Origin of the sequence: Pyxidicoccus caerfyrddinensis (assembly GCF_010894405.1) — a bacterium.
Classification (GTDB): domain Bacteria; phylum Myxococcota; class Myxococcia; order Myxococcales; family Myxococcaceae; genus Myxococcus; species Myxococcus caerfyrddinensis.
Genome location: NZ_JAAIYA010000003.1, coordinates 579172 through 600296, shown reverse-complemented (window position 1 = coordinate 600296; position 21125 = coordinate 579172). Strand labels below are relative to the sequence as shown.

16 protein-coding genes are annotated in these 21125 nt (G+C 70.6%); 8 read left to right on the top strand and 8 right to left on the bottom strand.

Translation table 11 applies throughout. The features are described from left to right. The first annotated feature begins 19 nt into the window (after positions 1 to 19). A complete protein-coding gene (locus G4D86_RS09600; protein ID WP_163991833.1) occupies positions 20 to 925 on the top strand; it encodes a metallophosphoesterase in 906 nt (301 codons plus the stop codon). 41 nt (positions 926 to 966) lie between these two features. Next, positions 967 to 1275, top strand: coding sequence for a hypothetical protein (locus tag G4D86_RS09595; protein ID WP_163991829.1), 309 nt, complete (start codon positions 967 to 969; stop codon positions 1273 to 1275). Positions 1276 to 1294: 19 nt separating this feature from the next. Here the strand turns inward: G4D86_RS09595 and G4D86_RS09590 are convergent, their stop codons facing one another. Continuing rightward, positions 1295 to 1735 (bottom strand): DoxX family protein, encoded by a 441-nt coding sequence (locus G4D86_RS09590; protein ID WP_163991827.1) that lies wholly within the window; start codon positions 1733 to 1735, stop codon positions 1295 to 1297. A 207-nt stretch (positions 1736 to 1942) separates the two neighbouring features. On the opposite strand from G4D86_RS09590, the gene G4D86_RS09585 reads away from it, so the two are divergent. The 5 genes from G4D86_RS09585 (at position 1943) to G4D86_RS09565 (ending at position 6644) form a co-directional block, all read left to right on the top strand. Then, complete coding sequence (locus tag G4D86_RS09585; RefSeq protein ID WP_338050597.1) at positions 1943 to 2842, top strand: transporter; 900 nt, start codon at positions 1943 to 1945, stop codon at positions 2840 to 2842. Continuing rightward, positions 2832 to 3605 (top strand): hypothetical protein, encoded by a 774-nt coding sequence (locus G4D86_RS09580; protein WP_163991824.1) that lies wholly within the window; start codon positions 2832 to 2834, stop codon positions 3603 to 3605. The genes G4D86_RS09585 and G4D86_RS09580 overlap by 11 nt, the downstream gene beginning before the upstream one ends. 486 nt (positions 3606 to 4091) lie before the next feature. Further along, on the top strand, positions 4092 to 5405 hold the full coding sequence (locus G4D86_RS09575) for an ATP-binding protein (RefSeq protein ID WP_163991822.1): 1314 nt from the start codon (positions 4092 to 4094) through the stop codon (positions 5403 to 5405). Then, positions 5402 to 5956 carry a response regulator transcription factor gene (locus G4D86_RS09570; RefSeq protein WP_163991820.1) on the top strand — a complete coding sequence of 185 codons (555 nt, stop codon included), beginning with the start codon at positions 5402 to 5404 and terminating at the stop codon, positions 5954 to 5956. The genes G4D86_RS09575 and G4D86_RS09570 overlap by 4 nt, the downstream gene beginning before the upstream one ends. Positions 5957 to 6020: 64 nt before the next feature. Further along, entirely contained in the window at positions 6021 to 6644 is a 624-nt protein-coding gene (locus G4D86_RS09565; RefSeq protein ID WP_163991818.1) for an LURP-one-related family protein, read from the top strand. Between the two features lie 68 nt (positions 6645 to 6712). On the opposite strand, the gene G4D86_RS09560 is transcribed toward G4D86_RS09565, so the two are convergent. From G4D86_RS09560 to G4D86_RS09540, 5 genes are all read right to left on the bottom strand, one after another. Beyond that, positions 6713 to 10096 carry a hypothetical protein gene (locus G4D86_RS09560; protein WP_163991816.1) on the bottom strand — a complete coding sequence of 1128 codons (3384 nt, stop codon included), beginning with the start codon at positions 10094 to 10096 and terminating at the stop codon, positions 6713 to 6715. A gap of 17 nt (positions 10097 to 10113) precedes the next feature. Continuing rightward, positions 10114 to 14196, bottom strand: coding sequence for a M4 family metallopeptidase (locus G4D86_RS09555; protein WP_163991814.1), 4083 nt, complete (start codon positions 14194 to 14196; stop codon positions 10114 to 10116). A 458-nt stretch (positions 14197 to 14654) separates the two neighbouring features. Then, positions 14655 to 15803 carry a methanobactin export MATE transporter MbnM gene (locus G4D86_RS09550; protein ID WP_163991812.1) on the bottom strand — a complete coding sequence of 383 codons (1149 nt, stop codon included), beginning with the start codon at positions 15801 to 15803 and terminating at the stop codon, positions 14655 to 14657. 13 nt (positions 15804 to 15816) lie between these two features. Next, a complete protein-coding gene (locus G4D86_RS09545) occupies positions 15817 to 16320 on the bottom strand; it encodes a hypothetical protein (RefSeq protein ID WP_163991810.1) in 504 nt (167 codons plus the stop codon). 18 nt (positions 16321 to 16338) lie between these two features. Further along, positions 16339 to 17187: an MbnP family copper-binding protein gene (locus G4D86_RS09540; RefSeq protein WP_163991808.1), complete on the bottom strand. Its 849-nt coding sequence runs from the start codon at positions 17185 to 17187 to the stop codon at positions 16339 to 16341. A gap of 307 nt (positions 17188 to 17494) precedes the next feature. Between G4D86_RS09540 and G4D86_RS09535 the strand changes: the two genes are divergently transcribed. Continuing rightward, on the top strand, positions 17495 to 17956 hold the full coding sequence (locus tag G4D86_RS09535; protein WP_163991805.1) for a hypothetical protein: 462 nt from the start codon (positions 17495 to 17497) through the stop codon (positions 17954 to 17956). Positions 17957 to 18051: 95 nt separating this feature from the next. On the opposite strand, the gene G4D86_RS09530 is transcribed toward G4D86_RS09535, so the two are convergent. Together G4D86_RS09530 and G4D86_RS52700 are read right to left on the bottom strand one after the other, a co-directional pair. Further along, positions 18052 to 19050: a hypothetical protein gene (locus tag G4D86_RS09530; RefSeq protein ID WP_163991803.1), complete on the bottom strand. Its 999-nt coding sequence runs from the start codon at positions 19048 to 19050 to the stop codon at positions 18052 to 18054. 203 nt (positions 19051 to 19253) lie between these two features. After that, positions 19254 to 21125: a sensor histidine kinase gene (locus G4D86_RS52700; RefSeq protein ID WP_240360141.1), complete on the bottom strand. Its 1872-nt coding sequence runs from the start codon at positions 21123 to 21125 to the stop codon at positions 19254 to 19256.

Sequence of the window (21125 nt, the reverse complement as noted above, 5' to 3'; positions counted from 1 at the left end):
CACGGAGGAACCGAACCGAATGCGCCTGAGACGCCTCGCCCGTCGCACCATGCCCCATGCCTCCTCGGCCGCTCATGCGTACCAGGAGACCCACCACGGTGGACGCAACGAGCTGGTGGCCCGGAGCGGAGTGGACCCGCTGCGAGAGGAGCGGCGGCTGCGCTGGAGGGACCACTTCTCCCTGTCGGAGAACGTCCTCTTCGTGCCGCACCTGCACGCCGAGCACGACGGGCTGAGGATCGCCCAGCTCTCCGACGTGCACGTGGGGCAGGCGACCTCGGCCATCCGCATCCGCCGCGCGGTGGAGGCGGTCAACGACGCGAAGCCGGACCTGGTCTTCCTCACCGGCGACTACGTGACGCACAGCCCCAAGCCGCTGCCGCGTGTGCGCGAGCTGCTGGCGGGCCTCGAGGGCCCCGTCTACGTGGTGCTGGGCAACCATGACCACTGGGTGAACGGGCCCTACATCCGCGAGGGCTTCGAGCGGCTGGGCTACACGGTGCTGCAGAACGAGCACCGCCGGGTGCACGTGAAGGGCGCGCCGGTGACGGTGCTGGGCATCGACGACGGGCGCACGGGCCGTGACGACGTGGAGGCGACGTTCCGCGGCGCGCCGGAGGGCGGCACGCGGCTGGTGCTGACGCACGCGCCGCCGACGGTGGAGAAGCTGCCCGCGCACGCCGGGCTGGTGCAGTTCTCCGGGCACACGCACGGCGGCCAGTTCGTGGTGCGCGGCCTCACCGAGGCCATCTTCCGCCGCGCGGGCCAGCCGTACATCAGCGGCCACTACCGCGTGAATGGCAACCAGCTCTACGTGAATCGCGGGCTGGGCTTCGGCTTCGGCGGCCCGTACCTGCGCCGCGGCGCCGAGCCCGAGGTGGCCTTCTTCACGCTGCGCGGCGAAGCGGCGGCCGTCGCGAGCTGAGCGGTGCCCCGCCAGCGGCGAAGTGGGTAGCATGGGCGCTCATGCGCACCCTGCTCCTCCTCGCCGCCGCTCTCGCCGTGACGGGCTGTACCTTCCCCCACGCGCAGGTGGCCCGGGCCGACCTCCAGGCCCAGGGCCGCTTCTCCATCATCGACCTGGGGGGTGGCTACAGCTACCTCATCGACCCGCGCACGGAGACGTGCTTCCTGCGCCAGCCGGGCGCGGAGTTCACCTTCGCGCTCGTGGCGGTGCCCTGCGACAAGCTGAAGCACAACCTCCCCGAGGCGGCCGCGCACATCCCCTGGGTGCCCGACGCGCAACCGGCGGGCACGGCCAGCGCCACGCCCTAGCCACTCGCGCGCGCGGCCCTCAGTGCCGCAGCGGCACGCCCAGCCGTCCGCCGCCGAGCCCCTCTTCGCGCTTGCGGCTGCGCAGGCTGAAGGGCCCCGAGCCGAAGTAGACGATGAAGAGGGCGCCTCCCGCCATGGAGAGGTTCTTCATGAAGTGGACGAGCTGGTCCTGTGCCTGCACCGGGTCGGCGACGAGCCAGAACTTGTGCACCATGAAGGCCGCGGCCACGAGGAAGACGGCGATGGCCGCCGCCCCCAGGCGGGCGAACACGCCCAGCAGCACCATGAGGCCGCCCAGCACCAGCGCCACGCCGGACGCCAGCACCGCCAGGCGCGGCTCCGGCACGCCCGAGGACTGGGCATAGGCCGTCAGCGCCTGGAGCTGGAAGAAGTGGTTCAAGCCACTGGTGATGAAGATGGCCGAGAAGAGCAGCCGGCCCAGCGGCGCAAGCACGCCCATGACGTCCTCCCTGTATCCCGCCTCCCACCCCCTCAACGCCAGCGGGCGGAAGTCATTCACAAGGTGGCCATTGATTCCGGCGGGACAGCGAGGGCCCGCCCGCCCGTCTGCCCTCCGACGGGAGGACAGGGTCCCCGTCGGGTTGTCCCCGCTGCGACAACTCGCCGCACGCCCCTCCGCCACGGGGTACGTATGGTAGCCGGCGCCGTGAGAAAGCCCCTCGCCGCCACCCTCCTCCTCGCCAGCGCCATGGTGCTGGTGCCCGGCGCCCGCGCCTGGGCCTGCGCCACCTGTGCCTGTGGAGACCCGACGCTCACCTCCATGGGCACGGAGCAGCCGTTCTCCGGCCGCCTGCGCCTGTCCACCACGCTGCGCGCGTGGGGCCACACCGTGGGCCAGGACAACGTGAACGCGCTGCGCCTGCGCGAGGCGCGCATGGACGTGTCCGCCGCGTACGCGCCGCTGCCGTGGCTGTTCCTCGCGGCCACCCTCCCCTTGCAGGCCCGCGAGGTGCGCGACGTGAGCCTCGCGCGCGAGCGCGGCTGGGGTGTGGGGGACGTGGAGGTCAGCGCCAAGGCCTTCGTGTACCAGGACAAGGACTTCTCGCCGGACCACCTCTTCAGCGTGCTGGCCGGCGTGAAGCTGCCCACCGCGCCCGTGCTGCACACGGAGGATGGGACGGAGCTCGATTTGGACACGCAGCTGGGGAGCGGCTCGGTGGACCCGCTGTTCGGCGTGGCGTACCAGCACTTCCGGGGCGCGTGGTCCTTCGTCGCCAGCGCCACCGGCTTCCTGCCCACGCGCGGCATCCAGGGCTTTCGCGCCGGCGCGTCCGTGCGCACCACGCTCGCCGCGCAGTACCAGCCGGCCCCGCGCTGGGCGGTGCGTCTGGGATTGGATGGGCGGGTGGAGAAGGCCGCGGATATCAACGGCGAGAAGGAGGAGGACGGCGGCGGTGTCATCGGCTACGCCTCGCCCGACGTCCTCTTCAGCCCGGTGACGGACATCGTCCTGTCGGCCGGCGTGCGCGTGCCCTTCTTCAACCGGCTGAATGGCCGCGTGGCCCCCACTCCCATCGCGATGATGTCCGTCGCGTATGACCTCTGAGCTCGAGCACATGAAGCCCTCCGTCCTCGGCGCCGCCGCCCTCCTCTGTCTCGCCGCCTGTGGTGGTGGAGACCGCGTGGAGGGGATGGAGCTGACCCTTGGCATCACCACCGCGCGCGCCCGCCCCGCCCTGGAGGCTGGGGGCCCGCGCACCCTCCTCAATGCGCAGGGCACGCGCGCGTCCTTCACCCGCGCGCTCGTGACGCTGGGCAGCGTGGAGTTGTTGCCGTGTGAAGAAGCCGGCTGGCTGCGCCTGCTGCGAGGGCTGTCGCCCGTGAGCACCGCGTGGGCGCACTCGAGCTCCAGCCCCCGGCGGCTGGGCACGCCGCATGTCCTCGGCCTGGATGGCGCGGATGGGGACGTCACGGAATTGGGCGTGCTGCGTCCGCCACCGGGCCGGTACTGCCGCGCGCGGCTCACCTTCGAGCCGGCGGACTCGGACGCGCAGGGGCTGGCCTCCGCGACCGCGGGCCCCGAGCCCGTGGACATGGAGGGCCGCAGCCTCCACGTGCGCGGCACGCTTTCCCCGACGGATGGCGGCGTGGCACAGGCGTTCGACGCCACCAGCGCCGGGCACTCGTCCGTGGACGTGGTGCTCGACGGGCTGACGCTGTCGGAGGAGCAGCCCCGGGCCACGCTCGTCGTCACGCTGGCGTGGGACACGTGGCTGGACGGAGTGGGTCCCCAGGAGCCTCCCGCACGCGTCGACCTGCTGGGCAACGTGGCCCGCTCCGCCTCGGCCCGGCCGGCTGCCGCGCCATGACACCCGCGTCCGCCCTCTGGCCGGGCCCGAGGCCGTATCGCGGACGCGCATCCACATTCCCGCCGACTCCACGGCCTCCTCACGGAGGTGCGTCCTCCCGCCTGCCCGCCTCACGGTCGCGCCTCATGCATGGCGCGGATGGGGCCCGCGGTGCGTGGGTGTTGCCCACGCATGGCGGGGCTGACACCGGGCGAGGAGGCGTGGGCGGAGTTGGAGGGGACCTTCCGCTCGATAGAAGACCGGCGCCTGGTCGAGCGCAGCCAGGCGGTACTCACTGGCGGCATGAGCGGTCCGGACGGCTCCCGGCACCGTCCTGTTCGGGGGTCCCACCGCGAGGTTTCGAAGGAGCTCCATGCACTTCGAATCCGCGTCCGATTCAGTCCGTGCCTCTTGCGAGCGGGCGGCGCGCGAGTACATCACACCAGATGTCCATGCGAGTCTCCATCGCGGGCGCGCATCAACCCGAGCGTACCCCTCCACCGTGCCATGAAGCCCGAGCCTGACGCCCCCACACTCCCCGAGCCTGCCTCGCGGGCGCGCATCAACCTGGAGTGGCTGCTGCGGCTGCGGTGGGGCCTGCTGCTCGGCCAGGCGGTGGTCATCGCCGTGGCGGCGTATGGGTTGGAGTTGGCGCTGCCCGTGCCGGTGCTCGCGGCGCTGCTGGGGCTGGAAGCGCTCACCAACCTCTCCGTGCGCGCGTGGCTGCACGGGGCGCGGCGGGTGACGGAAGGTACCATCGGCAAGCTGATGCTGTGGGACACGCTGGTGCTCACCGGCCTGCTGGCCCTCAGCGGCGGCACGCACAACCCCTTCACCACGCTGTACCTGGTGAATGTGGCGCTGGGCACGGTGCTGCTGCCCGCGCGGTGGACGTGGGGACTGCTGGGCTTCACGCTGGCGGCGTTCGGCTCGCTCTTCGTGATTCAGGACGTGGAGCTGCCGCACGGGCTGTCCCGGCCGGACCATGCGGAGCTGATGCGGCTGCACATCAATGGCATGTGGGTGGCCTTCGCGGTGGCCGCGGGCTTCATCGTCTACTTCGTCCAGCGCGTCACCCGGGCGCTGGGCGCGCGCGAGCAGGAGCTGGCCCAGGCACGAGCGCTGCACGCGCGGCGGGAGAAGGTGGCGTCGCTGGCGACGTTGGCAGCGGGCGCGGCGCACGAGCTGTCCACGCCGCTGTCCACCATCGCGGTGGTGGCGAAGGAGGTGGAGCGCGCGCTGGCGGCCTCGGGCACCTCCGAGTCCGTGCGCGAAGATTTGCGCCTCATCCGCCAGCAGGTGGACCGCTGCCGGGACGTGCTGGTGCAGATGTCCGCGGACGCGGGGCAGACCACCGGAGAGCCCTTCCACGCGATTGCGCTGGGACGGCTGGTGGAGGACACGCTCGCGGAGCTGCCCGGCGCCGCGAGGGTGCGCGTGGAGGTTCCCGCCGAGCTGCGCGCCTGGCAGGTGCACGGCCCGCCGCGCGCGCTGGCCCGGGTGCTGCGCGGGCTGGTGAAGAACGCGCTGCAGGCCACGCCGGACTCGAAGCCCGTGGAGCTGCGCGTGCGGGCGGAGCAGGCCCGCGCGAAGCTGGAGGTACGCGACGGCGGCCCGGGCATGCCGGCGGAGGTGCTCGCGCGGGCGGGCGAGCCGTTCTTCACCACCAAGGCCCCGGGCGAGGGCATGGGCCTGGGGCTCTTCCTCGCGCGCACGCTGGCGGAGCAGCTCGGAGGCTCGCTGGAGCTGCGCTCCTCACCGGGCCAGGGCACCACCGCGAGCCTGGCGCTACCGGTGGGCGGAGCGGAGGCGGCGCCATGAGCACGGCCGGAGCACAGCACCCCAGCCTCCTCCTCGTGGACGACGACGCGACGCTGCGCGAGCGGCTGGCCCGCGCCTTCCGTGAGCGGGGCTGGGACGTCACCACCGCTGGGGACTACGACGCGGCCCTCGCCGCCGCGCGCCGCGAGTCACCCGAGTACGCCATCGTGGACCTGCGCATGCCCGGCCGCAGCGGCCTGGAGCTGGTGAGGGATTTGCTCGCCGTGGACGCCTCCACGCGCGTCGTCGTCCTCACGGGCTACGGCAGCATCGCCACCACGGTGGACGCCATCCGCCTGGGCGCGGTGAACTACCTCCCCAAGCCCGCGGACGTGGACGACCTCCTCGCGGCCTTCGCCCGTGCCTCGGGTGAGCCCGCCGTCGCGGCCTCGGAGAGCTTCGAGGCGCCCTCCCTCGCGCGCGCCGAGTGGGAGCACATCAACCGCGTGCTCGCCGACTCCGGCGGCAACATCTCCGAGGCGGCGCGGAAGCTCGGCATCCACCGGCGCTCCCTGCAGCGGAAGCTGCAGAAATACCCGCCTTCCCGCTAACTCCCGGGACCGGGTAGGGAGACACCCTGTTCGTGCAGGCCCCTTTCGCGGTAGGTGAAGCCCCATGTCCACCGCACTCACGCCCCGCTCTCGCAGTGACCTGGCTCGCGGCCGCTTCGGCCAGAGCCGCTACATGATTCGCCGTCAGTTCTTCAAGCTGTTCGGCGGCGCGTTCCACATCTACGACGAGGCGGGCAACGTCGCCTTCTACTCGAAGATGAAGGCCTTCAAGCTGAAGGAGGACCTGCGCATCTACGGCAGCGAGGACATGCAGGACGAGCTGCTCACCATCAAGGCGCGCAGCATCCTGGACTTCGGCGCCACGTACGACGTCACCGACGCGGCCACCGGCGAGCGCGTGGGCGCGCTGCGCCGCAAGGGCCTGCGCTCCATCCTCCGCGACGAGTGGCTCATCCTCGACGCGAACGACCAGGAGCGGGGGAAGATTGAGGAGGACAGCATGGTGATGGCACTCGTGCGCCGCCTGCTCACCAACCTCATCCCGCAGACGTTCAGCGGCAACGTGGGCGGCGCGCCGGTCCTCACCTTCACCCAGCGCTTCAACCCCTTCATCCAGAAGATTGATTTGGACTACTCCATGGACAGGGAAGGCCGGCTGGACCGCCGCCTGGGCATCGCCGCCGCGGTGCTCCTGTGCGCGATTGAAGGCCGCCAGTCCGGGGGCTGAGGCTCCGGAAATGAAAACGGCGGCCTTCCCTGAGGAAGGCCGCCGCTCTCACTGCTTCGGACTCCGGACTACGGCGCGGTGGTGATGGTACCCACCGCCACGTCGATGGCCTGCAGCGAGCCGGAGGCCGGCAGCGCGTGCGCCCTGAGGACGTTCAGCGGCACGAGGGTGCCGGCCGGCGTCTGGGCGGTGGTCTTCACCGTCAGCGCCACGGACAGCAGCGCGCCGGTGTAGCCGTGCGCCGGAGCGCCCTTCTGGTACACGCCCACGCTCAGCGTGCTGCCCTTCACGCTCGACTTGAGCAGGTGGGGAGCGGCGCCCACGTCGTAGCCGCGGTTGGCCACGTACTCGGAGCCGTCCACCGTGGACCAGTCGGCGGTGACCGGGTCCAGCGCCAGCGTCAGGTCCGCGCCACGGCCGGACTGGCCCGAGGGGCCCACCAGGTCCAGCACCAGCGTGTTGCCCGAGGACTGGCTGGCGTTGCGAACCAGGCGCCAGCCCGTGCCCGTGGGGTCCACGTAGCTCACCGTGCCGGCGACGGGCACGGTGATGGTGGCGGAGGCCTTCTTCGACGGGTCCGCCACGCTGGTGGCCGTCACGGTGAACGTGCCCGGGTGCGTCGGCGCCGTGTACACGCCGGAGCTGGTGACGGCGCCGTTGGCCGCACCGCCCTCCACGGCCCAGGTCACCGCGACGACGGAGGTGCCCGTGACTTGGGCCGTGAGGTTGACGACGGCGCCCGGGTTGACGGTGGCCGTCCCGGGGGTGACCGTCACCACGATGGTCGGGGTGACGACCGGGTCCACGGTGATGGTGGCCGAGTCGGACTTCGTCGGGTCCGCCACGCTGGTGGCCGTCACGGTGAACGTACCGGGGTTGCTCGGCGCGCGGTACGTGCCCGTGGTGCTGACGAAGCCGTTGGCGTCACCACCCACCACGGTCCACTGCACCGCGGTGTTGCTGGTGCCGGTGACTGCGGCGGACAGCTTGACGGAGCCGTCCTGGGCCACCGTGGCCGTCTTCGGAGTGACGGACACAACGACGTTCGGGACGACAATCGGGTCCACGGTGATGGTGGCCGAGTCGGACTTCGTCGGGTCCGCCACGCTGGTGGCCGTCACGGTGAACGTGCCGGCCTTGTTCGGAGCCAGGTACGTGCCCGTGGTGCTGACGTAGCCGTTGGCGTCGCCACCCGCCACCGTCCACTGCACCGCGGTGTTGCTGGTGCCGGTGACCTGTGCGGACAGCTTGACGGAGCCGTTCTGGGACAGCGTGGCCGTCTTCGGAGTGACGGACACAACGACGTTCGGGACGACAATCGGCTCCACGGTGATGGTGGTCGAGTCCGACTTGGACGCGTCCGCCACGCTGGTGGCCGTCACGGTGTACGTACCCGCCTGGTTCGGCGCGCGGTACGTGCCCGTGGTGCTGACGAAGCCGTTGGCGTCGCCACCCACCACCGTCCACAGCACCGAGGTGTTGCTGCTGCCGGTGACCTGTGCGGACAGGCTGACGGAGCCGTTCACGGACACCGTGGCCGTCTTCGGAGAGACAGCCACGACGACGGTCGGGACGACAATCGGGTTCACGGTGATGGTGGCCGAGTCCGACTTGGACGCGTCCGCCACGCTGGTGGCCGTCACGGTGTACGTACCCGCCTGGTTCGGCGCGCGGTACACGCCCGTGCTGCTGACGGTGCCGTTGGCGTCACCGCCCACCACCGCCCACTGCACCGCCGTGATGCTGGCGCCGGTGACCTCGGCGGACAGGCTGACGGAGCCGTTCACGGACACCGTGGCCGTCTTCGGAGAGACAGCCACGACGACGTCCGGAACGATGATGGGGTCCACCCGGATGGTGGCCGAGTCGGACTTCGTCGGGTCCGCCACGCTGGTGGCCGTCACGGTGAACGTGCCGGACTTGTTCGGGGCCAGGTACAGACCGGTGGTGCTGACGTAGCCGTTGGCGTCGCCACCCTGCACGGTCCACAGCACCGAGGTGTTGCTGGTGCCGGTGACCTCGGCGGACAGGAAGACGGAGCCGTTCGCGGACACCGTGGCCGTCTTCGGAGAGACAGTCACGACGACGTCCGGGACGACAATCGGGTTCACGGTGATGGTGGCCGAGTCCGACTTGGACGCGTCCGCCACGCTGGTGGCCGTCACGGTGTACGTACCCGCCTGCTGCGGCGCGCGGTACGTGCCCGTGCTGCTGACGGTGCCGTTGGCGTCACCGCCCACCACCGCCCACTGCACTGCCGTGACGCTGGCGCCGGTAACCTCGGCAGACAGGCTGACGGAGCCGTTCACGGACACGGTGGCCGTCTTCGGAGAGACAGTCACGACGACGTCCGGAACGATGATGGGGTCCACGGTGATGGTGGCCGAGTCCGACTTGGACGCGTCCGCCACGCTGGTGGCCGTCACGGTGAACGTGCCCGCGCGGCGCGGCGCCCGGTACGTGCCCGTGCTGCTGACGGTGCCGTTCTCGTCGCCGCCCTCCACCGCCCACTGCACCGCGGTGAGGTTGGTGCCGGTGACTTCGGCGGACAGGTGGACGGAGCCATCCTGAGCCACGGTGGCCGTCTTCGGGGAGACCGCCACCACCACCTCGTCGACGACGACGGGGTTCACCGTCACCGCGGCAGAGGCCTTCTTCGACGGGTCCGCCACGCTGGTGGCCGTCACGGTGAACGTGCCGGACTTGTTCGGAGCACGGTACACGCCCGTGCTGCTCACGAAGCCGTTGGCGTCACCACCCTCCACGGACCACAGCACCGTGAGGTTGTTGGTGCCAGTGACTCCGGCCGTCAGGGAGACGGAGCCGCCCCAGGTCGTGGTGGCCGTCGCGGGGGTGACCGCCACCACCACGTCCTCGACGACGACCGGCTCCACCGTCACGGCGGCGGAGGCCTTCTTCGTCGGGTCCGCCACGCTGGTGGCCGTCACGGTGAACGTGCCGGACTTGTGCGGCGCCAGGTACACGCCCGTGCTGCTGACGAGACCGTTGGCGTCACCGCCCTCCACGGACCACTGCACGGCCGTGATGGAGGAGCCGGACACTTCCGCCGTGAGCTGGGTGGTGGTGCCCTGGCCGATGGACGCCGCATCCGGGGTGACCTTCACGACGACCGTCGGAGTCTGGACGGCCTCCACCTTGACGGAGGCCGTGTCCGTCTTCGAGGTGTCCACCGCGTTGGTGGCCACCACGGTGTACGTGCCGGCCGCCGCGGGCGCGGTGTAGACGCCCGTGCTGGTGATGGTGCCGTGGGAGTCGCCTCCCTCCACGGACCAGAGGACGCGCGGGTCCTCCGCATCCTGTACCGAGGCGCTGAAGGTCGTCTTCTCGCCGGCCTTCACCGTCACGTTCTTCGGGGTCACCGTCACTGGCCCCGAGTCGGGGTCGGTGCAGGCAGCCAGCGCTCCAATCAGGAGCGGAACAATGAGCTTCATCCACGTTTTCATGGGGATTACCGTCCGAACTGGCTGACGAAGAGGGTGATGTCGTTGTCGTTCACGGAGCCGGCACCGTCGAGGTTCGTCTCCTCGGAACCGTTGGTGCCGTAGTCCTGCGCGAGCAGGCCCATGTCCTCTCCGTCCACGACGCTGTCGCCGTTGATGTCGCCCGTGTAGACCTGGATGGCCGCCACGGCCTTCGCCGTCGGTACCACGACGCTCGCCGCGGACACGTGGCAGAGGCCACGGACCACCGGCGCGGCGTAGACGCCGGTCGCGCTGACGGTGCCGCAGATGCGGCCCTCCGCCACGGACCAGGTCACCGCCGTGTTCACCGCGTTCGCCACGCTCGCCTGCAGGGCGACGGAGCCGCCCACCGGCGTCACGATGGACGCCACCGCCAGCTCCACCGTCACCGGCTGGAGCGTGAAGGTGGTGGTCGCCTTGGAGGACTTGCCGTACGCGTCGTACGCCACCGCCTCCAGGACGTGCTCACCCGCCGCCAGCGGAATCGGGAACAGCGGCAGCGTGTACGGCTCGAACGACGTCTTCCCCTTGAGAGCGCCGTCCACGTAGAACTCCACGTACGCAACGCCCGTGTCGTCGGTGGCCTCGGCCCGCAGCGTGTAGTTCTCGAACATGCCCTCCAGGCTGGCCGTGATGTGCGGCGCGCCCGTGTCCTCGACGGTGGAGTTGTGCACCTCGAAGCTCACCACGCGCTCCGTCACGTTGCCCGCCTTGTCCGTGGCCCTCGCCTTGAACTGGTGCGGGCCGTTGGACAGGCTCCTCGTGTCGAGCGGCGCCGCGTAGATGCCCTGGACGTTCGTGAACGAGGTCACCGGGGCGTCATCCACCAGGAACTCGAGGGAGTTCGTCCAGACGTTGTCGCTCACGGAGGCCGTCAGCTGCACCGTCCCGTAGCTGCCCTCGACCGCCGCGGAGAGCGTGGGGCTCTGGACGTCCGCCTGGGTCGAGGTGACCAGGTTGACGTCGTCCAGGAAGAACTGGACGTCGCCGTCCGGGTCATCCATGGCCGCCGTCTGGTCCACGTCGAAGAACAACTGCACCGTCTGGCCCTTGTACTGCGTCAGGTCGAAGCGGTGCTGGAAGTACTGCGCGTTGGTGTCATCCGCCTGGGAGAGCGTCTTCAGCGTCCCCAGCTCGGTGCCGGCGGAGTCCCGCACCTTCGCGCTGAAGGTGTGGTGGGGCAGGGCGTCGGTGAACCCGCCGTTGTAGATGCGCAGCCAGAAGCTGAAGATGGCCGAGGTCGCGGTCGCCGGAATGGCGACGGACTGACGGACGGAGTGCCGCACCGGACCCGAGGTCCAGAAGATGTAGAAGCGGCTGCCCGTGTGCGCGAAGGACGCGCTGCTGAAGATGCCCGTCGAGCCCGACACCGTCGTCGCACTCGTCCAGCTCGTGGAGGTCTCGAAGCTGGGGTTGAGCACGCGCTGGGCGGCGGTGGTGTCCACGTAGAACGTCACCGCGGGAGAATCGCCCACGTTGCCGCCCGCGTCCGTGGCCCGGGCGACGAGCGTGTGCGCGCCTCCCGTCAGCGTGGAGAGGTTGACGACCCGGGAGAACGACCTGACCGAGTTGCCCAGGGACACGCCGTCGACGAGGAACTCCACCGCGTTGACGAAGCCGTTGTCGGACACCTCCGCGAGGTAGCCCACGCGCGTGCCGGAGAAGACCACGTTGGCCGCCACCCGGGGCGTCTCGGCGTCCGCGGCGTGGGTGACGCGCAGCGAGAAGTCATCCAGCTGGAAGTTGGTGGCAAGCGAGGCATTCTCGTTGCCCTCCACGAAGATGCGCACCGTCTGGCCCGCGTAGGCCGTCAGGTCCACGCTCTGCTGCACCCAGCCCAGCGTCGCGTCCAGGTTGGACCACGTCGCCACCGTCCCCAGCACGGTGCCCGAGGTGTTGCGCACCTGCAGCGTCAGCGTGTCGCGGACGGCGGTGGTCGTCGTCTCGGCGGTGGTGAGGTTGAGGAAGAAGGTCAGCGAGGCCTTGGTGACGCCGGCGGGAATGGTGACGTCCTGCCACAGCCTGTCGACGTGGGTCGTGCCCCAGCCGTTGAGCCACACGTAGCCCTGGCCGGAGTGTCCGCCCGCCGCGGGGAAGTTGATGTTCTCCGGCGGGTCCGCCGTCCAACCCTGACCGGCCAGCTCGAAGCCCGGGTCGGTGAGCAGCTGCTCGAAGCTGTTGGCGACGGTGAAGCTCGCCGGGGCGGACGCGGCGTAGTTGCCGGCCGCGTCGTAGGCCACCGCCACCAGCTGGTGCGCGCCGTTGGACAGCGAGGTGGCGTCCAGCGGGAACTGGTACGGCTGGGCGGAGATGTCCCCCGCCAGGGCGCCGTCGACGTAGAGCTCCACGCGGGCCACGCCGACGTTGTCGTCGGCCTGCGCGCGCAGCTGGAGGTTGGGAGAGCTGCCGGAGACGCTCGCGACGACGGTGGGGGCCGTACGGTCATCGTACGTCTCGGCGGTGTAGCCCACGTTGATGGCCGCGAAGGCGTTCTGCACCGCGCGGTACTCGTTGGACTGGGCGCCGAAGAGGTCCGCCGCGGCCTGGAGGCTGCTGGTGCGGGCCGACAGGTAGTTGGACGACGGGAACAGGTAGACGGAGAGCGCGCGGTACCAGATGGCCGCCGCCTTGTCGTTGCCGATGCCCCTCATGCCCTCGGGCAGGTAGGTGCTGGAGTAGTCGGTGCCGACCACCAGCGGCTGCGCGCCCTGGGACAGGAAGTAGAAGGCGCGGTTCATCGGGCCGCTGCTGAAGTGCACGTCGATGTTGCCGAGGCCGGGGAACCAGGAATCCACGCTCAGGCCATCCAGCGACGGGCGGAACATGACGCGCAGCGGGAACTCGCTGAGGTCCTCGGCCATGAGCCAGTTGCCACCGGTGTCACCAATGGTGCTGCCGCGGCCGTTGGCCACCCAGAACTCCGTCATGGTGCCGAAGATGTCCGAGTTGGACTCGTTGAGGCCGCCGGACTCGCCCTCGTAGATGAGGCCGGCAGTGTGCGAGGTGACGCCGTGGCTCATCTCGTGGCCCGTCACGTCGAGCACGCCCATGGACTTGAAGCCGCCAGCGGCCGGATACGAGCCGTCGCCGTAGCTCATGCAGAAGCAGCCGTCGCTCCAGAAGGCGTTGTCGTAGAGGTTGCTGGCGTGCACCCGGTTGTAGGTGGGCGAGCCGAGGCCGTCGACGCCGTCGCGGCCGAAAATCTTCTTGTAGAAGTCCCACGTCGCCAGCAGGCCGTAGTGCGCGTTGACGGCGGCCGTCTGGCCGTTGGCGCTCAGCGTGTTGTTGGCGCCGACGATGTAGTTCTGCCCGTCGCCCCAGACGTTGTCGGGGTCCGTGTAGAGGGTCAGCGTGGGAATCACGCCGCTCTGCACGTTGGCGTGGTTGACGTCATAGGTACGGATGCCCTCGCCGCCGGTGCGCGTGACGTCGCGCAGCTCGAAGGCGCCCTGGGCGTTCTGGAAGACGTCCAGCTGGACGTCACCGCTGTACTGCGAGTGGCCGAGGCCCTTGGCGGCGGCCGTCTGGAGCGAGTTCCACTTCTTCAGCACCTCACCCGAGTGCGCGTCGACGATGAAGTCCGTGTGCTTGACGCCGTCCTTCGGGTTCTCCAGCTCGGTGTGCACGTGGTACGCGAGCTTGTAGCCGACGACTTCCGTGGTGAAGTCCGCCGCGTTCTGCTTGGCGACGGGCTTGCCGGGGTAGCGGTTCACCAGCCGCGTCTGGGGATAGACGATGAGCTCGCTATCCGGAGTGACGGCGAACTCGCCCTTGGGCGCCAGCTCCTGGGTGGCCTTCGTCAGCGCGGACTTCGCGTCCAGCGTGGGCGTCACGTCCAGGCGGATGCCCTTGCGCAGGCCGTCGGAGGTGATGCTGATGTCCCCGGCGGACACACCCTGGTGGGTGATGGCCATGGCGCCCCACACGGGTACGCCCTGGTACGTCTGCGCAAAGCGCGCGTGCGTCTGACCAAAGCTGTCCGTGCTGGAGCTGGACAGCGTGAAGTCGTCCCGCGAGCCCAGCCCGAGCTTCAGGCTCTGGGCCTTGAGGTTTGCCAGGGATTGCGCCACACGGGCCGGCTCCTGGGCCTTGAGCTGCGCCAGCATGGGCTGGGCAGCGGGAGTGAGTTTCTCAGCCGCAAGGGATGAGCTCGCCGTGAACAGACCGGCGAGGAGCAGAGGCCACCGAGGCCACGGCTTGGACATGGATTTGACTCCGCCGTACTACGTCAGGGGGAACCCCCGCTGACGGCATCCTGGGGGAGTGCCTTCCGCGGGAGGGCCACGCTGACAGTGGGGGGAGTCCGGACAACCCCAGGGCACTCCTTCGCCCTCGAACGTTCCATCATCAGCGTAACTTTTGACGAGTATACACAGTCAAAAAGCAGATGAAATGGGGGCGGACCCTTAGGTCCGCGAATCGGCCACAGGAAAGACGCGGAGTACTGAATATTCGCGGAGTGTCCTGTGTGTCCCAGTGGGTGGACGCGGCCCCAGCCCCAAAGGCGGGGCCAGCGTCATGCCCCGGACTACCGCCAGGGATTGGAGAAGCGCGCGTCCTGGGTGAAGGCGGTGTCCGTGAGGCTTTCGAGGAAGGCCAGCAGGTCCGCGCGCTCGTCGGCGGTGAGCGTGAAGGGGCGCACCAGCGGGTCCTTGTTGGGATTGGCGCGGCCGTCCCCGGCGAAGGGCCCTTCTGTCACGTTGCGCCCGCCGGAGGTGTAGTGGTCGATGACGGCCTCCAGCGTGGGGATGCTGCCGTCGTGCATGTACGGCGCCGTCAGCGCCACGTTGCGCAGCGGCGGCACGCGGAAGCGGCCCTGGTCCCTGGCGTTGTGGGTGAACTCGAAGAGGCCCGGGTTGTCCGGCGGGTAGGCGCCGTTGCCGTCCACGTCGTAGAGGCCGGTGTTGAAGAACTGCCGCTCCGGCAGCCGCGAGTCCTTCGCGCGGAACGAGAGGGTCAGGTTCGTACCGCTGTGGCAGTGGTAGCACTCCGCCCGCTCGCCGAAGAACAGCTCCATGCCCCGCTTCGCCGACCGCGTCATCGCCGTGTCGTCGCCTTGCAGATAGCGGTCATACGGCGAGCTGCCCGACAGCAGCGTGCGCTGGAAGGATGCCAGCGCCTTCACGATGGCGTCCTTGCCCACCGGCTCGGCCTCGTTGGGGAAGGCGGCGCGGAACAGCTCGATGTAGCGCGCGTCGCCGCGCAGCCGCCCGAGCACCTCGTCCAACCGGGGCGCCAGGCCCAGCTCCGTGGGCACCTCGTTGAAGAGGGGCACCAGGGCCTGCGACTCCAGCGACTCCAACTGGGGATTCGCCCAGGTGTACGTGGCCAGGTACACCACGTTGGCCAGCCCCGGCGCATTGCGGGGGACGTGGTCCCCGGTGGAGCCCACCGGCGTGGCCTTGCCGTCGGTGAAGGCGCGCTGCTGCTCGTGGCAGCTCGCGCAGGCCAGCGTGCCGTTGCCGGACAGGCGCGTGTCATAGAAGAGGTGGCGGCCCAGCTGCACCTTCTCCTCGGACATGGGGTTGTCCTCGGGGACGAAGGGCTCGGGGAAGCCGGCCGGCAACTGCCAGGCGTACGTGGGCCCGGGTGTGGGCGCCGGCGGTGGGGCCTCCCCGCCGCAGCCCGCCGCCAGCAGCGCGCCCAGCACTGCGCCTGTCTTCCATGCGCGGAACATCCGGGTGGCTCCTTCAGTCCAGGTCAACGGGGTTGCTCCCCACGTGGCAGACGTTGCAGGCGCCCGACATGGTGGGGAACGGCATGAAGTTGAAGGACGCCGTGGCCTGGCTCGTCACGCGGGGGAAGAGCGACTGGCTCGGGAAGGGCGCGGCCTCCGTCGTATAGAAGTTGCCGCTCGCGTCCGCCTCCAGCGTCAGCACCACGGTGCCCGCGCCGTTGGGCGCGGTGGAGAGGGTAATCGTGGCGTCCGGGTTGGGCTCGCGCCTCGAGGTGACGGCGGTGCCCGCCACGGTGAAGCGCCCGGGCGCGGTGCCGTTGGGCCCGTGACAGGCCATGCAGTTGTTCCCCGCCTCGTGGCTGGTGCCGCCGCGCTGGCTCTTCAGCGACACGGCATCCAATTCCGGCGCGCGCTGCACCGTGGGCGGAGGGGACGTCCCCTCATCGTCACCGGCGCCGCAGCCGGCGGCCAGCGCCAGCAGCAGCGCGGCGGGGAAGCGGAAGGCAAAGACAGACATGGTGGAGCCCAGGCCCTTTTAGCGGACGCGGAAGAAGGTGTCGGGCCGCGACAGCGCGCTGCCGTCCACCGCCAGGCCGACCTGCTTGAAGAAGGCCGCGCACTCCGGGTCCCCCGCGCTGGACATGCAGCCGGGCATCCCGTCCGAGGTGCCGTCCGGCACGCGCTCCACGTCCAGCTCCGAGTACAGACCGGCCGCGTCCAGCACCACGAGGTTCGTGTCCGGGTCGAAGCCGCCCAGCGTCACCGTGGCCTGGTTGTCGGAGGTGCAGGTGAAGCCCTCGCCCACCGAGCCCTTGCAGCCGGCCGCGCCCAGGTGGAAGTAGTAGCTGTCATTGGCGGCGGTGCGCACGTCCAGGCGCAGGAACTTGTAGCCGCCCTGCCAGCTCCACCACATGCCGGGCGCGTTGAGCGGCGCGGGCGCGGTGGCACCGTCCAGGTGGTTCATCTCCGGGGGCAGGCCCACCTTGAACTCCAGGCCCGTGTAGTCGTCGTGCTCGGGCGCGGTGCCCACGACTTCCCGGTGCGTCAGCGGGCTGCCGGTGTCACAGGTGCCGGTGCCGTCCTCGAAGTCCAGCAGGGCCATGGTGTCGCGCTGCCAGGTGCCGTCCTGCTCCAGCGCCAGCGCGTGCCGCTCGCCGTTGGCGCGCACCAGGGTGACGTCCCGCACGTACATCTTGAAGTCGAGCAGCTCGATGGCGCCGCGCGAGGTGCCGATATCGGTGTAGCGGGTGCCGCACGCCAGGGACTCTTCGCGGACCTGCGGGCTGAAGCGCACCTGATACGTCTTCTCGCTCTCGGCACAGCCCTGCATCAGCAACAGGGACGGCAACAGCCACAGGCCTGCGGACTTCCGGACGGCGTTCATTCCAAGGACCTCCACGAAGGGTGGGCGGGGGCCACCCTGACGGCGGGATGGGTAGCAGAGGGGCCCGGCCCGGCCGCTGTGGCATGTTGTCGCGGCGCCCGCCGTGTCGGGCCCGGCACGGCGAGTCCCGGCCTGGCGCCCACCGCGGGACACCCCTCTGCGTCTGGGGTCGGGAACGCGGGGGCGCCCGGGACATATCGCCAGCCCTGGCGTGTGGAAGCGAACGCGGCCCGGCCCTCCGGTGCACTGGCCCCCGCGGGCGCTCGGCCCTACCCATGCCGTTCTCTCAAAACCCTGGAGGCTGCCCGTGCCCGCTCGCCCGCTGTCCCACGTCCTGCCCCTGCTCGTCCTGGCGGGACTGAGCCTGGGCCACGGGGGAAGCAACGGCGAAGGCGGAGGAGGAGGTTGCGGCGGCGGGGACTCCGACTCCGACGCGCACCATCATGAGGAGGAGCACCTGGCGGCGTCCGGCGCGGTCTGCCCATCCGGAGGAGGCCCCACGGCCTCGGACTTCGGGCAGGCCTTCCTGCAGGCGCACTGCCTGTCGTGCCACAGCGCCAGCGTGACGGGCGCGGCCCGCGAGGGCGCTCCCACGGACGTGGACTTCGACACTCCCGAGGCGGTGCGCCAGTGGGCGGAGGCCATCGACGCGCACTCGGCCGCGGGGCCCTCCTCGGTCAATTCACAGATGCCACCGTCTTCCCGCCCCGCTCCCTCCCTGGACGAGCGCGTGAAGCTGGGTCAGTGGCTCGCGTGCGGTGCACCATGAGCGGCGCGCTCACCGGGGCGCCACGCCCGCACTTCCCCACGGACCTGCTCGGCCGGCCTCTCGCACGCGGGGTGCGGCGAGGACGACGGTTCGACTCACGGGCAGACGCCGCAGTCGGACTGGCAGCTCGCGGCGGTGTTGCTGGTGCCGCAGTGCTCGGAGAGCTGGCAGGTGCCGTCGCCGCACGTGTAGATGTCCTGGGTGCGGATGCGGGTGGTGATGGGGCGGTAGACCTTCCCGTTGTACGTGCACGTCTTGTAGTAGTTGCGCGACGTGTCCAGCTGGCAGTACGTGCCGGCGGAGCCCACGTGGCTGATGACCACGGCGCAGTCCGGGTCGCCGGCCCACTGGGACAGGCCGCACGCGCGCACCGTGCTCTGGCTGTACGAGAGGTAGTCCGCGTCGTTGCCCACGAAGAGCCCCTCTCCGTTGAAGAGGTTGCCGAAGAACACCGCCTCCGGCTGGTTGAAGGTGGTGAGCTCGTTGGTGCCCAGGGGGATGGCCACGCCCGTCGCGTCCCGCCCCTGCACGGAGATTTCGAGGTGCACGCCGTACTTGTTCACGTGCGCGGCCAGGCAGCCGGACACCACCTGCTGCTCCGCCAGCGTCGCCGGCGAGCCGCCCGCCCAGCCCGGCGCCAGGCCCAGCACGCCCGTCCACGTGTACGTGGTGCCCGAGTACGTGTACGTGAGGGACTGCGTCGAGCCGAGCGCGCACCGCGCGATGTACCGCATCACCTCGTCCGCCTTCGCCGGGTTCGTCCCGAACCAGGTGCTGAAGCCGTTCGTCGACAGGCCGTTGGTGGAAAGGCCGTTGGTGGAGAGCCCATTCGTCGACAGCCCGTTGGTCGACAGGCCATTGGTGGAAAGGCCATTCGTGGAGAGCCCGTTGGTGGAGAGCCCGTTCTGCGACACCAGCCCGTCGGCGTGGGTGCCGAGGGACTCGCCCTCCACGTCCATCCCCTGCTCCGCGGGACCGCAGCCGATGGCCGCGACGCACAGCAGCACGGGCACCCAACCCCATCCACGCGGATGGCGGCTCCAGCTGCGGGTGACCTCGGAGTGGGGTGAGGTCTGCGGGATGAGGTGGCGCATGGGTCTGCCTCCGCGTTGGGGGTGACCGCGATTCGTGCGGTCACGACAACGGGTAAGGCTTCCCGCGCGGACTGACAGGTGTCCCCGCGTGCAGATCGAACAACTCGGTCCTACGGCAAACACGTACTCCGTGCGCCGCCTGACGCTCCGTCAGAAGACAGACGCACGGAGAACGATTGCGTATGGAATGACTCAGGTTTGATTCATGTATCGCGCGTCGTATTTACCGGTGCGCGAGCCAGCCGCGCGTCACGCGGCAGTGACACGGTGAAGGTGGTGCCGTCGCGCTCGGACGAGCTCACGTGCACGCTGCCGCCATGGGCCTGGACAATCTCTCGGACGATGAACAGGCCGAGTCCCAAACCACCCCGGCGGCGGCCCTTCTCGCGCGCGGTGCCGGCCTGGCGGAAGGGGTCGAACAGGGTGGCGAGCTGCGGGGCGGGGATGGGGGAGCCGGGGTTGTGGACCTCCAGGACGAGCCAGGTGTCCTGCTCCTCGCAGCGCAGCATCACCGGGGCGTCCTGCGCGCCGTGCTCCAGCGCGTTGCCGACGAGGTTGCTCACCACCTGCGCCAGCCGGTCCGCGTCCCAGACGCCGTCCGCGCGGCCGTCCACGTCGAAGGCGATGTGGCGGTCCGGCCATGCGGCGGACAGTTCCTCCACCACCTGTCGGCACAGGGTGGCGAGGTTGGCTTGCGCGAGGTTGAGCGGAATGCCGCCGGACAGCCGCGCGCGGGTGAGGTCGAGGATATCTGAAATCATCGTCCCCATCCGCGCCGCGCTCGTCTCGATGCGCTGGGCCAGCTGCTGCTGGTTGGAATTGTGCGGGGTGCGACGGCGCATGGCCCGCGCGGACAGGGAGATGGCGTTCAGCGGGTTGCGCAAGTCATGGCCGAGGATGCCGATGAAGCGCTCGCGGAAGCGGGCCTCCTCGGACAGGCGCTCCAGGGCGCGGTGGCGCTCGGTGATGTCCATCATGGAGCCAATCATCCGCACCGGGCGGCCCGCCGCGTCGCGCGCGAGCACGCCCCTGTCCAGCACGTGGGCCCAGGTGCCGTCGCCGCGCTGGAAGCGGTACTCCGCCTGCCACGTGGCGCCCGTGGAGGCCACGAAGGCGCGCAGCGCGGCGGCCACCGCGTCGCGCTCGTCGGGGTGCACGCGGGCCTGCCACCAGTCCAGCCCGTGGGTGGCGGGCTCCTGGCCATAGCCGAACCACTCGCCCGGGCTGGCCTCCCAGCGCACGGTGCCGGCGCCGAGCTCCCAGTCCCACAGCACGTCATGGGTGGCGCGCGCCGCCAGCCGGTAGCGCTCCTCCGCCTCGCGCAGCGTGGCCTCCGCCTGCTCGCGCTCGGTGCAGTCCGTGACGACACCCACCATGCGGTGCGCGCGCTCGCCGTCGCGCACGCCCTGCCCCACCGCCTCGTACCAGTGCGTGGCGCCGTCCGCGTGCCGGCAGCGGAACTTGAGGGTGTACGGGCCGTCCGCCGCCAGCGCCTGTTCAATGGCGCGCGCCACGCGGGGCCGGTCCTCCACCACCACGCACGAGAGGAAGCCCGGCAGCGAGCTGCCCAGCGTGCCGGGGAGCTGCCCGAAGAAGGCGTCCGCCTCTTGAGACCAGGTGACGGCGCGGCGCGCCTCCGTCCACTCCCACGCCACCATGCGCGCGGTGGTCAGCGCCAGCCGCAGCAACTCCTCGCGGGCCCGCAGGGCGCTCGCGCCCTCGAGCGCGGCCTCCGCCCGGCGCCGCGCCTCGCGCTCGCGCTCCAGCGTCTCGCGCAGGGCCCGCGCGTCCTCCTCCACCGGAGGCAGGAGCCACAGCGAGAAGCCCTCCCCCTCCTTCACCGCCACCGCCTGGAAGCGCGCGTCGAAGCCCTCGCACCGCACCCGCAGCGGGACGGACAGCGGCACGCCGGTGGTGCCCAGGCGCACGCAGTCCTCGACTTCCAGGCCGCTCACCCCGTCGGCGGGCCAGTGCGACAGGTGGGCGTCCAGCCCCCAGTCGCGCACCACGTCGCCGGCCGCCGCGTTGTACGACGTCCACTGGAAGTCGAGCACCTCGCCCGAGGGGGCTCGCAC